Source organism: Natronospirillum operosum (assembly GCF_004768465.1).
Classification (GTDB): Bacteria; Pseudomonadota; Gammaproteobacteria; order Pseudomonadales; family Natronospirillaceae; genus Natronospirillum; species Natronospirillum operosum.
The window spans coordinates 497,693-514,159 of sequence record NZ_SRMF01000001.1 but is presented as its reverse complement, the minus strand read 5'-3'; the positions used below and the strand labels follow the sequence as shown (position 1 = coordinate 514,159).

Genomic DNA, 16,467 nt, shown 5'->3' with positions numbered 1-16,467 from the left:
GCAGAACGATGTTGATGTTACAAAGAATAATACTCACAGTCGGCCTTGTGGTCGGGCTGAGCCACTTCGCCACAGCGGTTACCGGCGACCTCGACCAACTGGTACGCCAGCAGCAGTACGACGAAGCCTGGGCTCTCGCACAAGAGCACCGCTTCGAGCTGGAAGGCGAAGTCAGCTTCGACTTCCCCTATGGCCTGGCCGCACTCGAAACCGGCAATTTCAGCGAAGGCCTGTTCGCGCTGGAACGGGTCATCATGCAGCGACCCGGCCACACCCGGGCTCGACTGGAGCTGGCCCGGGGCTATTACCTGACCGATGATGACGAGCGCGCCCGCCATCATTTTGAGCGGGCCCGAAACCAGGACCCACCGCCGACCGTGGTCGCCACCATCGACCGCTACCTGCAGCGCATTGATCAGCGCGCTGAAGAGCAGGAATTCCGGTTCAGTGGCTCGATCGGGTCCAGTCTGGGCTACGACACCAACGTGAACAGCGGCACCTCGGCCGATGAAATCAGTATCAACTTCCTCGGCCTGACCGGCACTTCTCCCGTACCGGACGAATCAAAGCCCAGGGACGACGTCTTTACCCGCATCTTTGGTGATACTCGGGTGGAGCGCCCGCTCAACGATCAATGGACCGCTTTTGCCGTGGCCGATGGCGAAGCCCGTTTGCACCTCGACGAGTCCGACTTCAATACCCTACGGGTCGGCGTCAGAGCCGGAGCTCGCTGGCGCGATGGTCCGCTGGCGCGCACGCTCTCCTTGCGGACACAACGCTTCTTTATTGATGGAGATGGCTTTCAGACCCTGTATGGCGCCTCCCTGAATACCCAGGAGGTCCTGTCCGAGACCCGTCTGGCCACATACGGCTTCGATTATGCCCTGCTGGACCACGACGACAACGACGACAGCAATGCCCATCTGATGATTGTCTCCGTGGGGGAGGTTCGCATGTGGCCGCAGTTGCCGCTGACCCCCACGACCAATGTCTCTGCTTTCGCCGGGCCTGTGATAGCCCGTGAAGATTCGGCTCAGGCAAAGAACAACACCCAGCGCTTTCAGACCGGGTTCAACCTGCTGGCCCAGGTCCAGTTGGCACCGGACTGGCGGCTGTCCACGCGTGGCCAGTATCGGCTGAGCCAGTACAGTGGTCAGCAAATAGTGTTCGGCAACGACCGGCGCCGCGATCATTTCAGTCAGGTCGCACTGTCTGCCGACTGGCAACCACTGGCTGCGCTGCAGGTAACGCCGCGCATGGAATACCGGCACAACAGCAGCAACATCGATCCCTACTCCTATGACCGGTTTGTGGCTGAGCTGCAAACCCGCTACCGCTTTTAACCCGAGGTGCCACAGATGATCACCCAGACCACCTCCAATACCCTGAAAACACTGCGCCACTGGCTGCTTGTCTGCTGGTTGCTGATTGCCCTGCCCACAGCCGCTGCCGCCGATGAACTGGTGGGCCGCGTGGTATCCGCCGTCGGCGAAGTCATTGCCATACGCCCGGATGAAGGCGAGCTCGCCCTGCAGCGACGCAGTGAGATCTATATCGGTGACACCCTGGTGACCGGTGAGAACGGCCGCGCCCAGATCCGCTTTGTCGATGACGGCCTGGTCGACCTGCGGCCCAACTCCGAACTGCTGGTCGAGAACTACGCCGAACCCACCGAAGAGGAAGGCGGCAGCGCCGTGCTCGAGTTCTCCCGCGGCGCCCTGCGCACCGCCACCGGCCTTGTCGGCCAGAACCCGGATGACGAATACCGCATGGAAACCGCCCCCGCCAGCATCGGCATTCGCGGCACCGACTATGCCCTGCAATACTGTGATGCCGCCTGCGTGGATGCCGGTGGCGCCGGCGGCCTCTATGGCCGCATCAATGACGGCGGTATTACCGTCAGCAACCTGGCCGGTACTCAGGACTTCGACAGCGGCCAGTTCTTCAACGTGGTCGACCAGAACACCCTGCCCACGTCAGTGCCCCGCCCACCCGCCGGCATTCTGGATGGCAATGAAGGCGGTGAAAACGGCGATGATGATGAAGACGAAGACAATGATATCGAAGAAATCGGGCTTGATGAGCCGGATGACGACGAGGATGGGGATGAAGACGACGCGCCCGATCTGGTCAGCCAGTCGGTTGATCCGGTGTCAGCAAGTTCTACGGTGTCGGTGGATGAATCCGATATCAATATAACTCGGACGATGGTTGGGATATTCAGCTATAGAGGCTTTGAGGGCTACGGGAAGGAATTCGATTCAGCCTATTTCGGGGGCATGATCCGTCAGCTAGAAGGTTCCAGTGTCCTGACTCTGAACGAGGATGGGAAATACATAATTGAAGCACAGTTTGGAGACGGTACATCAGTCAGCGATGGGAAAGAGTATGGTGACGCGGTTACTTGGGCTGGCGATGCAAATGTATATTGGGGGGAATGGGGAGGTAGCGGCCCTAATAACCCAAGAGAAGCGACGTACATACTGGATGGTGAAGAAATCACATTCCCAGATAGCGATGGCACAGATCCCAATTTTCGCTATTGGTTCTCTGATGACCTGACATCAGTCACCCAAATGTCTTCTCTGGGGCGGATTACTTATAGCTCACTGGCTGGGCCTAATGACTTTTTCAGCCTGCAAAGCGGCGACAGCTTCTTTTACATGGGAGACGGATTGGTCTTGGAAGTCGACTTTGCCAGTATCGAGGCGGCCTTAAGCATGAGCTTCCACGATACCCTTGAATCGACCTTCTACTCTGTTGATACAGGTATGCAATCAGTCGACTCTCTGTTTCTGTTGGAAATGGATTTCACTGGGGATTGGCAGGTCATCGAAGGGCCGAGCGGCGCATTGGAAGGAACTTTCAATGGCCAGTTTGTCGGTGAAACAGCAGATGGCGTGCTGTTCTCATTTACCATGGAGCAGTTGCTCGACGGCAACACCATAGACGAGCTGATTGGAGCCGGATTATTGGCTGATGAGACTCTCACTGTACCTTGATTGATCAGAGGCCTTTGCAGCTTCATGGCTAATGTATTACTGGCCTGGGAACTCGGCCTCAACCGAGGCCATATCAACCAGTTGCTGGAACTCGCCCGTCAACTGACGGATCGCGGGCATCGAGTGGCGCTCTGCCTGAAAGAGCGCCCGGACGATCTGGCCAACCTGCCCTGGCCGGTATATCAGACTCCGTTGCCCGATCAGTCTGAGCTGCCTGTCATGGACACCCCCATGCTGAATTTCGGTGGCATGCTGAAGTATCGAGGCTATGAGAATACCGATCTGCTGGGCCGCATGATCGGCCGCTGGCTGGAGCTGTATCGTGAAACCGGGGCGGACCGGGTGGTCGCCGACCATGCGCCCACTGCCCTGCTGGCCAGCCACATTGCCGGGCTGCCCGCCTTTCCGCTGGGTGTCGGTTTTCACAACCCGCCGGATACCCGCCCCATGCCGGCTTTCCGCTGGTGGATGCCCTCTCCGCCCCGGGTGCGCCTGCGCGAGGCCGAACGCTGCGTGCTGGATTCCGTCAATGCCGTAGCCGCCCGTCACGGAGCCGCCCCCTTCGAACAACTATCGGCCCTGTTGCGTGGCCAGACCCGGCTGCTGCGCACCATTCCTGAGCTGGACGATTACAACGAGCGCCCGAATGACGAGCGCTTTTTCGGTTTCCCGCTCGGGCGCGGCAATGGCCACTGGCCCGGCTGGCCCAAAGGCACCGGGCCGCGCATTCTCGGCTACCTGCAGGCCTCCTACCCGGGCGTCAATGAAGTGCTGACCACCCTGGGCCGACTGAATGTGCGAGCCGTGTTCTACATCGGCGGCGGCGCCACTGCTGAACAGCGCCGCCGCTGGCAGACCGAACGCCTGCACATCAGCGACAAGCCACTTGACCTGGCCATCGGCTCGCTCGAATGTGACCTCGGCCTGAACTACGCCAGCAATGCCTTTGTCGCGCAGATGATGTGGGCCGGCAAACCCCTGCTGATGATGCCGCCACTGGAACTGCATCTGATGCAGGCCAAACGCATAGAGCACCACGGCGCCGGCGCACTGATCGACCCCCGCTGGCCACCCGAACGCCTGCAACAGGCCATCGACAACCTCTACTGGGAAGACCGCTACCGCAAGGCCGCCACCCATCTGCAGGAACGCCTGCGCGCCTGGCCCGACCGCGAGACCATCGTCAGCCAGATGGTGGATGTGATTGAGAAGGAAGGCTGAGCGCCATTTGTAGCGAGCGACGCGAGTCGCGATGGCGGCGTTAGCCGCCCCATATTTAAGGGGCCTGGCGGCCCTATCGGGACTTGCGTCCCTCGCTACAGGTACCTCGGGCCGTGTTGTGCCTCATTTGTAGCGAGCGACGCGAGTCGCGATGGCGGCGTTAGCCGCCCCATATTTAAGGGGGCCTAGCGGCCCCATCGGGACTTGCGTCCCTCGCTACAGGTACCTCGGGCCGAGTTGTGCCTCATTTGTAGCGAGCGACGCGAGTCGCGATGGCGGCGCCAGCCGCCCTTGTTGAGGGGCCTGGCGGCCCTATCGGGACTTGCGTCCCTCACTACAGGTACCTCGGGCGGTGTTGTGCCTCATTTGTAGCGAGCGACGCGAGTCGCGATGGCGGCGTTAGCCGCCCTTGTTGAGGGGCCTGGCGGCCCTATCGGGACTTGCGTCCCTCGCTACAGGTACCTCGGGCCGAGTTGTGCCTCATTTGTAGCGAGCGACGCGAGTCGCGATGGCGGCGTTAGCCGCCCTTGTTGAGGGGCCTGGCGGCCCTATCGGGACTTGCGTCCCTCGCTACAGGTACCTCGGGCCGAGTTGTGCCTCATTTGTAGCGAGCGACGCGAGTCGCGATGGCGGCGTTAGCCGCCCTTGTTGAGGGGCCTGGCGGCCCTATCGGGACTTGCGTCCCTCGCTACAGGGAAGGTGCCTGAAATTTTCGGGATTCGCGCCGAAACGCCGGACCACCCCCGCTACTTCATTTCTAAACCCAGGGGCAGTTTCAGCCCTGCCCTTTATCTGTATCCTCACCAGGCGTCCGTCTGATACAGGAAGACTCCATGGCAGGGAACCGCCACGATCACAGCTACCGCCTGCTGTTCAGCCAACCGGAAATGGTCGCAGACCTGCTGCGCGGGTATGTCGATCAGGCCTGGGTCAGCAGCCTCGACTTTCAGTCGCTCGAACCGGTGAAAGCGGATTTCATTACGCACGACCTGGCAGAAAAACGCAGTGACTGTATCTGGAGGGTCCGTTGGCTGGGTCGATCAGATCAATGGCTGTACATCTATTTGCTGTTGGAGTTCCAGTCTTCTCCAGACCGCTGGATGGCGCTGCGGATGATGACTTACATCAGTCTGCTTTATCAAAAGTTGATCCGCAGCGGGGCTGTATCCGTTGAGCAATCACTGCCACCGGTATTGCCCATTGTGCTGTACAACGGCGAGCGCAGATGGCGTGCCAGTCGCAATATGGAGAGTCTCGTCAGTCAAGCACCGCCAGAGCTCGAGCCATATATCCCACAACTGAGCTACTTGCTGATTGATGAAAGCGACTTCAGGGAAGCGCCTTTGCCGGAAACCCGAAATCTGGTTTCAGCACTGTTCGGTCTTGAACACAGCCGCACCGCATCTGATATCAGAGGTGTTCTGAATTCGCTCGTGGAGTGGGTCAGCCACCCGGAACAGCGGGAGGTGAAGCAGGCCTTTGCTACCTGGATGCAGCACGTATTGTTGCCAGCGCGATTGCCGGGCGTACAATTGAAAGAAATGAATGACCTGGATGAGGTCAGGAACATGCTTGAAGAAAGGGTTAAACGCTGGACGGAAGAGTGGAAGCAACAGGGGCTCAACGAAGGCCGACTGGAGGGTCGACTGGAGGGTCGCTTGGAGGGCCGACTGGAGGGTCGACTGGAAGGAGAACAAAAGCTGCTGCAGCGGTTGCTGACTCGTCGGTTTGGCGAGCTGGATGACAGCACGCTTGCGCGCTTGAAAGAAGCTGACGAAAGCACGCTTGAGCGTTGGGTTGACCAGGCTCTGGAGGCCGACAACCTGACAGATGCCTTGCGGTGAATTGTGCTGGGCCCTGTCGAGGCTTGCGCCGAAACGTCGGACCGGCCTCACTACAGGTACCTCGGGCGGTGTTGTGCCTCATTTGTAGCGAGCGACGCGAGTCGCGATGGCGGCGTTAGCCGCCCCATATTTAAGGGGCCTGGCGGCCCTATCGGGACTTGCGTCCCTCACTACAGGTACCTCGGGCCGTGTTGTGCCTCATTTGTAGCGAGCGACGCGAGTCGCGATGAGTCGGGACTCGCGTCCCTCGCTACAGGGGAAGGGGCCTGGCGGCCTCATCGGGACTCGCGTCCCTCGCTACAGGGGAAGGGGCCTGGCGGCCTCATCGGGACTCGCGTCCCTCACTACAGGGGGCGGCGTCAGCCGCGCAGCACTTGCAGGATGGCGTCTGTTTTTTCTTTCATCAGGGCTTCGTCGCCGCGGGTTTCGAGGTTCAGGCGCACCACGGGTTCGGTGTTGGATTTGCGCAGATTGAAGCGCCACTGCGGGAATTCCAGCGATACTCCATCGGTTTCGTCAATGCTGATGGCCTCGGCCCGGAAGGTGTCGAACACGCGCTGAATGGCAACATCGGCATCATCCACCTTGCTGTTGATCTCGCCCGGTGACGGGAAGCGGGTCATGCGCTCGCTGACCAGTTCGGACAGGCTCTGCTTCTTCTTCGACAGCAGATCACACACCAGCAACCAGGGGATCATGCCGCTGTCGCAGTAGGCGAAATCACGGAAATAGTGGTGAGCACTCATCTCTCCGCCGTAGACCGCATCCTCGTTGTACATCACTTCCTTGATATAGGCATGGCCGGTGCGCGACTGGATGGCCGTGCCATCATGCTGAGCGCAGACATCCTGCGTGTTCCAGATCAGGCGCGGGTCGTGAATGATGCGCGACCCCGGGTTCTTGACCAGGAAGGCCTCGGCCAGCAGGCCGACCACATAATAGCCTTCGATAAAGCGGCCGGTGTGATCCCACAGAAAGCAGCGGTCAAAGTCGCCATCCCAGGCTATGCCCATGTCCGCCTTGTGCTCGCGCACGGCATTGCCGGTCACCGGCTGCTGTTCGGACAGAATGGGGTTGGGAATACCATTGGGGAAGGTGCCATCCGGCGTGTTGTGCATTTTCACAAACTCGATGGGGATGCCCCGCTCCTGCATCGCGGTCTCGATGCGGTTGACGGTATCGCAGGCCGCACCGTTGCCGGCATTGACCACCAGCTTCATCGGCTGCAGGTCTTCGGTATCCAGATAGCTCAGCAGATGGTCGATATAGGCCGGGGAGTTGTCCATCTGGGTCATCACACCCTGCGCCACAGGCTGCGGGAACTCGGCCTGTTCGGCCAGCTTGCGGATATCCTGCAGGCCGGTGTCGTTGCTGATCGGCCGGCTCTGCTCACGAACCATTTTCAGGCCGTTGTAGTCGATGGGGTTGTGGCTGGCGGTGATCATGATGCCGCCGTCGAGGTTGTGGAACTTGGTGGCGAAATAGATCTCCTCGGTACCGATCAGGCCCAGATCGACCACATCCACACCGGAATCCATCAGGCCTCTGGCCAGGGCCTGCTTGAGCTCTTCCGAGGTTTCGCGCACGTCACCGCCCACACAGACTTTCGCCGGCTGCAGGAACTGCGCATAGGCCCGGCCGATGCGGTATACAATCTCTTCATTGAGCTCGGTACCCAGCTTGCCGCGAATGTCGTAGGCCTTGAAACAGGTCAGTGTGGTCATGGTGCCCTCCTCGGCAGTGAAGCGATACGCTTGGTAGGTACAGAGTCTAGCTCAAGTGTAATTTTCTTTCAGCCCCGGAGGGAGCCTGCGCCTTATTTGTAGCGAGCGACGCGAGTCGCGATGACGGCGCCAGCCGTCCGTTGTGAAGGGGCCTACGGGCCCATCGGGACTTGCGTCCCTCGCTACAGGTTTGAGTGCCTCTTTTGTCGGGACTTGCGTCCCTCGCTACACGTCCTTTGCTACACGTTCCTAGTTGCGGACTCAGGCGAAGGCGTCCATGAAGTCGAGTTCGGCCTGGTGGCGGATGATGCGCCGGTGGTTGGCCCACAGGGCCTGTATCTGCTCCTGGTTGCAGGCCTGGCGGTCGACGAGCACGCGCGAGTTCAGTTCGCCGATACGCTGGCCGTTGCCAAGCGGGATCTTGGAGAACACGAACTGGTTCGAGATCAGGTCCATGAAGGGCCCGGACTTGCTGGTTGGCATGATGAACAGCAACTGCAGGCCCAGGCTCTCGGTCAGGTACTGGATCACCTCGCGTGAGCGCGCTTCGTCCATCTTGGAGAAGGCTTCGTCCACCAACACCATGCGCAGGTGGGTATCGCCCTCGTTGAAATGGAAGGCGCTGGTGATCGCCGCCGAGCGGATGATGTAGGCCGGGGTTTCCAGCTGCCCGCCCGAACCGGTGCCGTACTGGCTCAGGGCAATGGGTTCCTTGCCGTCGGGCTGCTTGTAGATCTCGTAGCTGCGGTAGTTGCGGTAGTCCGAGATGCGCTCCAGCTCGCGCATGGCTTTCTGTTCGTCTTCATCCAGCAGCATGGACAGAATGCGGTCGCGCACCCTGGCCGAGCGCGCACTGAGCTCGAGCGTGAACAGGGTCTGCTTCTCGCCCAGCCCCGGCGCCCGAGTGACTTCCTCGAAGAAGTGCCAGTATTCCTGGAATTCCGGCACCCAGGCCCAGTCGAACCAGTAGCGTTCGCGGTCGGCGCCGAAACGGTGATGCGCCAGTTCCTGGTTCAGCTCTTCCAGCACCCGCTTGCCGTCATTGATGGCATGGTAGATGGCGTGGCAGAGGTTGGTCACAAAGGTGTCATTGAAGCTGTCGCGCAGGCGCCCGAGCTGTTCGGTTTTTTCCACCAGCACGTTGTTCTTCAGACGGTTATGGATGCGGCCGATCTCGTGTGACAGGCCGGCAATCTGGCTGAAGAAGTCCAGGCTGTGGGCATCACCGAAGTCGGCGGCGAACACCATGGCATCGCCCGGCTGGCTGTGCTGATTGTGTTCCAGCACCGTCTGCTCGAGGTCGTGCGCCAGCCGGTTCAGATCGTTCAGGCCGCTGGCATGACGCTGTTCCAGCGCATCCGGGTCGGCGTCGCGCGCTTCCTCGTCGGCCATGCTCAGCCGTTCGTCCAGATTGAACTCGGGCCAGATATGGGTCAGGTCTTCCAGCCGGTTTTCGTGGTCTTCCACGGCGGCCTGGGTTTTCTCCTGCGCATCGCTGAGGCGCTGGCACAGCTCGTCGCACTGCGTCAGCTGTTCCTCGATGCGGCCCAGTTCGGCGTCCAGTTGACGGATCTGGTTGTCCAGCTCGGTCGCCTTGTCCTTCAGCCGTTCGTATTCTTCGTCCAGTGAGCGGTACTGCTCGATATCCAGATCGGCCAGTGCCCGCTCGGCCTCCTGCAGTGTACGCTGCGCCTGCAGCAGCGCCTGGTAGGGCTCGGTCACCTGCAGACTGGCCAGGCTGTCGACCGCCTGATACAGCTGGCTCAGGGTCTGGCAGGCCTGCTCCTGCTGCACCAGCAACTGCCTCTGCTCCTGCAATGCGGCCTGCCGCGCCGTCGCTGCCCGTTCGCGGGCGCCCTGGCCGAATACCAGGTCGGACTCGTTCAGCTCACAGCGGAACAGCGCATAGCCGCCGCTGCCGACGCCCTCGAGGCAGACGCCCCGGCGCGTGCGGCGCAGTTCGTCTACCGAGTCCACCCGCTCCACGGCACCGAAGCTGGCTTTCACATAGGCCTCGGCGGTGGCATGGCTGAACTTAAGCACCTGCGCAATGGAGCTGCTCTTGAGCGACTGGCGCTCGGCATCTTCGCGCGCACGCGCGCCCTGAATGACTCTGGCCCGCGAATCCGCACCGGGCAGACGCCGCACCAGGCGAGCCGCATCGGCCTCGTACTCCGGTGCCACGATGATGCCGAAGCGGGTCATGCCCATATAGGCCTCGATGGCGTTCTGCCACTCCGGCTCGGCCACCGTGACATGTTCGCACAGCACCTGCGGGTCGGACTCGGGGAAGGCTTCGGCAATGGCCGCCAGCGCATTGCGCACAAAGGCCGGGTAGGACACCTGAGACTGCGCCAGCGCCTGCACTTCCTGCTGTTGCTGGCTGATCTGGCGGTCCAGTTGCTGGGCTTTCTGCTGCCGGCGGTCCAGCACGCGGGCCAGCCAGTCGCGCAGGCTCAGCTCGGGCACATAGCGGCCCGGTTCCTGCCAGTGGCGCACCCACTGGTTGACGCGGTTCTCCAGTGCCAGCGTCTGCTGCACGCTGTTTTCCATGGCTTCCAGATCGACCCAGTCCCGGTTCAGCAGGCGGCCGAGTTCATCACCCAGGCCGCTCAGCGCCTCGCGGGCATCCGGCAGTTCGTCCACGGCCTGATGCAGGCGACGGGCATCGGTATCATCTTCCACCAGCAGAGCTTCGGCGTCGGTCCAGCGGTCGCTGATCATCTGCAGGGCCTGTTCCAGCCGCACCCGGGTCTGGTCCGTGGTGAGCAGAGTCTGGGTCTGCTGCTGCAGCTGTTCGCTGGCCAGCCCGTGCTGGCGGTCCAGTTCGGCCTTGTCCTTCAGTTCATGGATACCCATGCGCTTGGCTTCCAGCCGCACCTGGTCCTGGCGCACCTGCTGGCGCTGTGATTCGGCCAGTTCACGGCTGCGGGTGCGTTCATCCAGTTGGTCGCGCAGGTCGGTCTGGGCCTGCTTGGCGGTGAGATAGGACTGCTGATCACGCTGATAACGCGCCTGAGCCAGGGTATAGGCGATCACATGGCGTTCGATCCACTGCTGCACATAGCCATCGGCCAGGGTCTGGCCATGACGCAGCCGCTGAATGCCGCCCTGCAGGCGCTTGGCTTCGCCTTCCATCGCGTGGATGGTCTTCATCAGATCGGACACGCTGCGGATGGCTTCGCCCAGGTCCCGCGGTTCCAGAATCTCGCCGGCCACAAAGTCATGAATGCTGCGCACTGGCTTGTAGGCCATGAAGCGCGAGAAAGCCCGCGCGGCGTTCAGTGCCTCGCGCTCGGAGACGGCATCGTCACGCCCGCGCAGGGCGGCATAGAGGCGCCGCAGGTACTGTTTCTTGGTGTCGTACTTCTCGGCAATGTTGTGGCCCAGGTTCTTCTGGAACTGCTTGGCCAGCGCCTTGAGCGGGATGATCTCTTCCGCACTGTCGCCCTTGCCGGCCTGCAGGAAGTCCTTCAGTGCCAGGGTATGGCCGGGCACAATCCAGTACTGCTGATCATGCAGGCGGGCAGTCTGCTGATTGCCGTTACGGTCAATACGGGCCGAAAGGCCGATCACGGCGGTGAAAGGCTCGCCGCCCTCCCCTTCGGTGGGATGAAACACCGCCGCCAGATAGCCCACCGAGGGCTCCAGACGCGCATAGCTGCCATCGTCACAGCCCAGCACATAGGACGCCAGGGTACGCACCTGCTTGCCCCGGCCGCGCTGGGTGGCTTCCTCCTGCCCCGGGTTGAACTGGAACAGGGTATCGTGGGCGGCGGTCATGATGGTCTGGATGGCATCGGCGGCGGTGGTCTTGCCACTGCCGTTGCCACCGCTGAACAGGTTGATGGGGCCGAACTCGAATTCCTGGGGCGGTACATTGCCCCAGTTGATGAAGATGAATTTTTTCAGAAACATGCGTCAGTGCGTCTCCGTCGCGGCCTGTGTATCGGAACTGGTATCGGTGCTGGCATCGGTGTCGGTGTCTGTATCAGGGTCCGTAGCTGTTGCAGCCGGCGGGCTGTCGGGCTGCTCCAGTTGCTGCAGCACATGATCACTGACCAGGCTGACAATGCTGGGGCGGATCTGCAGCAGGCGGTCGGCGGCGCTGTCTTCGCCCTTGCCGTCCGTGCCTTCGCTGTCGGCGAAGCGCACCAGCCGCCACTGGCGCAGGCGCCGCCACAGAGCGCGGCGTTCGGTCAGATTTTCGGGCAGGCTGCGGCCCAGCAGGTTGCGCAGCGAGATGCCGACATCCTCCACCGTGGTGCTGACGGCGCCCTGTTCGTCCACCCGCGCTTCGCGCACGCCCTGGTCATAGAGGGTGCGCAGCACCAGCACCACGGCCACCTCCTGCTGGCTCAGGCGCTGGCGCAGCGGGGCGCCGATGGCCACATCCGGCTGGCTGTCCAGCCCCGGCACTTCGGCCCCGGGCGGGTAGACGCGCACAAACTGGAACTGGCGGTCATGCAGAAAGCGGATGTGCAGCACCGAGAGGTAGTCCGCCACCAGGTTCTCGCAGCGCACAAAGCGGTCGTACAGTTGTTGTTCCACCTGGCTGTCTTCGCGGCTGAGCACGCTGTAGTCCAGCAGGCGCACACAGAGTTCGGAAAATTCGGCCAGCGTCAGGTCCTTGTCGGCCAGTTGCTGCTCAAGCTCGTGCAACATCAAACGTCTCCTGCTAAAGCGGTATCAGCGCGGCGGCGGGACAACACAAATTCGTCGCGCTGACTGAAATAGGTATCACTGAGCACGCGGCCGGTGGGTTCCACCGTCCACTCTTCCAGTTGGCCGGCGCTGATCAGATGCGCCACGGCCATGAAGTCTTCAGCTGTCTCAATCGGCAGCTCGGCCGAAGACAGCTCCTGGTGGTCGGCCAGGCGGTCGGCAATATACTGCTGCAGCTTCTGCTGGCTGATATAGAACGCCTGCGCCTCGGCCTGGTCAATATGCACCGCCTTGCGCGATTCCATGTCATCGGCAAAGTCATCCATCAGGCTGTAGTCGGTGACTTCCGCCACCCGGCGTTCATGCAGGCGAATCTGCTCCGGGTCGGGCAGGCTCATGCTGAGCCCGGCCATGGCGCCGGCGGCCAGCTCCAGGCGGCGGCTCTGCTCGGCCTGCGGGTGCCCGGACAACCGGCGCGCCACGGCCGCCACATCCGCATGCTTGCGGCTCGACAGGTAGTTCATCTGCCGGATGATGATGTCCGCCCGCTTGGTGAAGTGCTGCAGGGAGCGGCGCAGCGCCGGCAGCATGACCTCGGCGGCATTGCGCACCCGGCGGTCGATGCCGTCCAGAAAGCTCCACAGCAGGGACTGCCCGGGCTCGACCTGGTCCGGCAGCAGTTCCCGCAGACGCTGTTCGGCGTCGCCCTTGAAAGCCTTGGGCTGACGGCGGATACGGCCGATCACATCGCTGATCTGCTCGCGGTATTTTTCCACACTGTCGGCCGACAGGCGGATGGCAATATCCGGCTGGAAGCGCTGCTCCATGAAATCGAAGAACTCGGCACTGGCGCGGTCGACATTGAAGGCGCCTTCCATCTCGCGCACCAGGGCACGGCGGCGCTCGTTCAGCTCTTCGATCACATCGGTGAAGTCGGCCAGAATGCGCTCGGAATAGTCCCAGGCATCCAGCAGGTCATAGACTTCGCCATGGTTGAGAAAGCTGCCCAGCGCATTGCGCACATTGCGCGTATTGCGGTGGCGCGAGCGGTGGGTGCTGCCGGCCTTGCGCTCGTCATCCACAAAGGCCTCGGTGAAGCGGCGGCCGGTACGGGTGAAGCTCAGCGTCACTTCCAGGGTGGCGTCGTCTACCTGGCGGTCCAGCCAGCCGGCATCCAGCATCTGGTTCAGCAACCAGCCAGCCTGCTCGCGCGTGTCCCGAAAACGGCTGCGCTCGGCGTCGGCTTCGGCGCTGTCTTCCTGCGGGCTGTCGGTCATCTCCGGCGCCCGCACCAGGGCCTCCTGAAAAGTCTCGATCACCTGCTGCCGGGTCACCGCCTGGCCGTAATCCGCCTCGGCCCCGTACAGCCGCTGATACAGCGCCGTCAGGCACTCCACCACCTGCGCGCGGTACTTGCTCACCAGGGGGCGGAAAAACTGACTGTGGTGGTCAAAAAACATGGTGGTAAGGGCACTCCTTCAGCGAGCCGGCAATGTTATCACAGGCTCGAGGGGCTCTGAACAGAACTGAACCTCCGCAGCAGCTTTTGCGTATTGGATAATGTAGCGAGGGACATGTAGCGAGGCACGCAAGTGCCGATTGGGCCGGCAGACCCCATGAACATGAAAGGGGCGGCGTGCGCCGCCATCGGCACTTGCGTGCCTCGCTACAGGGTATGGTGCTGTGCCATGTTTGTCGGGACTTGCGTCCCTCGCTACAACACCGCCACACGTGCGTCATCCGAATTCAACGCCTACAATAGGCGCCATTACAGAACACAGGCCTCAGAAGGAGATCAAGAATGGGAACACAACTGCTGGAACCGGGCACCCCGGCCCCGGACTTCTCTGCTCTCAATCAGAACGAGCACAAGGTGTCGCTGAGCGACCTGAAAGGCAAGAAGGTCGTGCTGTACTTCTACCCCAAGGCCATGACCCCGGGCTGCACCACCCAGGCCTGCAGCATTCGTGATACCAAAGCCGATTTCGACCAGCGCAACACAGTGGTGCTCGGCGTCAGCCCGGATGCACCCAAGCGCCTGGTCAAGTTCATCGACAAGGAAAACCTCAACTTCGATCTGCTCAGCGACGAAGACCTCACCCTCTGCAACGCCTATGGCGTCTGGGGTCTGAAGAAGTTCATGGGGCGGGAATATGACGGCGTGCACCGGGTCACCTATATTATTGATGAGCAAGGTGTGATCCGACACGTGATGGGCAAAGTAAAAACAAAAACACACCACGAAGATGTGCTGGCCGCCATCGACGCCCTGTAGGGATGGAGGGACGCGAGTCCCGATTTGTAGCGAGGCACGCGAGTCCTGAAAATAGCAATGTAGCGAGGCACGCGAGTGCCGATGGCGGCGTCAGCCGCCAAATGATAAAAGGGGCCTGTCGGCCCCTGTCGGGACTTGCGTCCCTCACTACAGGGTATGGTGCCTTTTATTGCGTCCCTCGCTACATTATCGGGACTTGCGTCCTTCACTACGGAATCTGACAGAGACCCAAAAAATGACAAAGCCCCTGAGTGAGCATTACGAGGCTATTCTGCGCGGTCTGGGTGAGGACCCGGAACGTGGTGGACTGGTGGGAACACCCGATCGCGCCGCCAAGGCGATGCAGTTTCTGACCGAGGGCTATCAGCAGGATTTGCAGACCATCGTCAACGGGGCCGTTTTCGAGTCAGACAATGACGAGATGGTGGTGGTGCAGAACATCGAGTTCTATTCCCTGTGCGAGCACCACATGCTGCCCTTTATCGGCAAGGCTCATATTGCCTACCTGCCTACCGGTCGGGTTCTGGGGCTGTCCAAGTTCGCGCGCATCGTGGACATGTTCGCCCGTCGCCTGCAGATCCAGGAAAGCCTGACCCGTCAGGTCGCCCTGGCCGTGGAGGAAGTCACCCAGGCCACAGGCGTGGGGGTGATCATGGAAGCCAAGCACATGTGCATGATGATGCGCGGTGTGCAGAAGCAGAACAGCAGCATGATGACCTCGGTGATGCTGGGCAGCTTCCGGGAAAACCAGGCCACCCGCGCGGAGTTCCTGAACCTCGCCCGCGGCAGCAGCGGTTTTTTTGATCGAGGCTGAAAGCCGGTGGGAGACCAGCCCCCAAACCAGGCCGTAGGAGGCCAGCCCCTGGCCGATAAGCCTCTGGCCGATTGATCGCTCGCGGGGCGAGCTCCTACGGTATGGTGAGGTGGCCGTAGGAGGCTGCTTCAGATCCAGATACAGTCCCAGTGGGAGAAATCTCTGACACTGCGAGTCAAACCTGCTCGTTTGGGGTTGGCAATGATGTAACGCGCTATCTCAATCATCGATTCCTCCGCCCGTATGACATGGTCGTAGTAACCCGACTGCCACAGGGGTTGTCCTACCTTCAAAGACGTCTTGGCTTTCACTCGACGCACCACCTTGGACAACGACTCTCCCTGCAACTGAAACAACCAATGAAGATGGTCGGGCATCAGACAGTAGGCGTAGGTTCTGGTTGAGCCGGACTGATCTTCGTCCTGCATTGTTTGTATGCATTGGCGGGCCGCTGCCAGATTGCTGAACACCGGCTCTCGGTTACGCGTGGAGGTCACCACATGGTAGAAGTGGCCGTGCAGTGAAGTTCTGTATTGCCTTAGTCGGTTGCTGTGGGGCATTTTGGGCGGCGAGTTGCGGGTTTACCACCAAGGGTGTGGCAATCAGGGGGAGGAAAAAATAACCCTGAGTGCAGTTCAGTCACATTTTTGCTTGATATCGCTCGCGGGGCGAGCTCCTACGGCATGTGGTGGTTGGGCGAGCTCCCACGGTATGGTGGCTGTAGGAGGCCAGCCTCTGGCCGATAAGCCTCTGGCTGATCATCGCTCGCGGGGCGAGCTCCTACGGCATGTGGTGGTTGGGCGAGCTCCTACGGTATTCCCGCAAGGCCGTAGGAGGCCAGCCCCTGGCCGATAAGCCTCTGGCTGATCATCGCTCGCGGGGCGAGCTCCTACGGCATGTGGTGGTTGGGCGAGCTCCTACG

General features: G+C 61.3%; 11 protein-coding genes. 6 read left to right on the top strand and 5 right to left on the bottom strand.

Annotated features, from left to right (window positions below; translation table 11 throughout):
• The first annotated feature begins 14 nt into the window (after nucleotides 1–14).
• The 4 genes from E4656_RS02405 (at nucleotide 15) to E4656_RS02390 (ending at nucleotide 6,067) form a co-directional block, all read left to right on the top strand.
• Entirely contained in the window at nucleotides 15–1,343 is a 1,329-nt protein-coding gene (locus tag E4656_RS02405) for a porin family protein (RefSeq protein WP_167855896.1), read from the top strand.
• A gap of 78 nt (nucleotides 1,344–1,421) precedes the next feature.
• Nucleotides 1,422–3,002: a FecR family protein gene (locus E4656_RS20335; RefSeq protein WP_205849075.1), complete on the top strand. Its 1,581-nt coding sequence runs from the start codon at nucleotides 1,422–1,424 to the stop codon at nucleotides 3,000–3,002.
• 24 nt (nucleotides 3,003–3,026) lie between these two features.
• On the top strand, nucleotides 3,027–4,223 hold the full coding sequence (locus E4656_RS02395; protein WP_135480841.1) for a glycosyltransferase: 1,197 nt from the start codon (nucleotides 3,027–3,029) through the stop codon (nucleotides 4,221–4,223).
• An 833-nt stretch (nucleotides 4,224–5,056) separates the two neighbouring features.
• Nucleotides 5,057–6,067 (top strand): Rpn family recombination-promoting nuclease/putative transposase, encoded by a 1,011-nt coding sequence (locus E4656_RS02390; RefSeq protein ID WP_135480839.1) that lies wholly within the window; start codon nucleotides 5,057–5,059, stop codon nucleotides 6,065–6,067.
• Between the two features lie 359 nt (nucleotides 6,068–6,426).
• On the opposite strand, the gene E4656_RS02385 is transcribed toward E4656_RS02390, so the two are convergent.
• The 4 genes from E4656_RS02385 to E4656_RS02370 form a co-directional block, all read right to left on the bottom strand.
• On the bottom strand, nucleotides 6,427–7,791 hold the full coding sequence (locus E4656_RS02385; RefSeq protein WP_135480838.1) for a phosphohexomutase domain-containing protein: 1,365 nt from the start codon (nucleotides 7,789–7,791) through the stop codon (nucleotides 6,427–6,429).
• 261 nt (nucleotides 7,792–8,052) lie between these two features.
• The gene (locus E4656_RS02380) at nucleotides 8,053–11,709 is read right to left on the bottom strand and encodes an ATP-binding protein (protein WP_135480836.1); all 3,657 of its coding nucleotides are present in this window, start codon (nucleotides 11,707–11,709) and stop codon (nucleotides 8,053–8,055) included.
• A 3-nt stretch (nucleotides 11,710–11,712) separates the two neighbouring features.
• The gene (locus E4656_RS02375; RefSeq protein ID WP_135480834.1) at nucleotides 11,713–12,456 is read right to left on the bottom strand and encodes a DUF4194 domain-containing protein; all 744 of its coding nucleotides are present in this window, start codon (nucleotides 12,454–12,456) and stop codon (nucleotides 11,713–11,715) included.
• A complete protein-coding gene (locus E4656_RS02370; protein ID WP_135480832.1) occupies nucleotides 12,456–13,916 on the bottom strand; it encodes a Wadjet anti-phage system protein JetA family protein in 1,461 nt (486 codons plus the stop codon). Before E4656_RS02370 ends, E4656_RS02375 begins: the two co-directional genes overlap by 1 nt.
• Before the next feature lie 341 nt (nucleotides 13,917–14,257).
• Between E4656_RS02370 and bcp the strand changes: the two genes are divergently transcribed.
• The gene (gene bcp / locus E4656_RS02365; RefSeq protein ID WP_135480830.1) at nucleotides 14,258–14,731 is read left to right on the top strand and encodes a thioredoxin-dependent thiol peroxidase; all 474 of its coding nucleotides are present in this window, start codon (nucleotides 14,258–14,260) and stop codon (nucleotides 14,729–14,731) included.
• Nucleotides 14,732–14,966: 235 nt separating this feature from the next.
• Nucleotides 14,967–15,545, top strand: a complete 579-nt coding sequence (gene folE / locus E4656_RS02360; protein WP_135480828.1) for a GTP cyclohydrolase I FolE — start codon at nucleotides 14,967–14,969, stop codon at nucleotides 15,543–15,545.
• A gap of 128 nt (nucleotides 15,546–15,673) precedes the next feature.
• On the opposite strand, the gene E4656_RS02355 is transcribed toward folE, so the two are convergent.
• Complete coding sequence (locus E4656_RS02355; RefSeq protein ID WP_135480826.1) at nucleotides 15,674–16,105, bottom strand: REP-associated tyrosine transposase; 432 nt, start codon at nucleotides 16,103–16,105, stop codon at nucleotides 15,674–15,676.
• Nucleotides 16,106–16,467 lie beyond the last annotated feature (362 nt).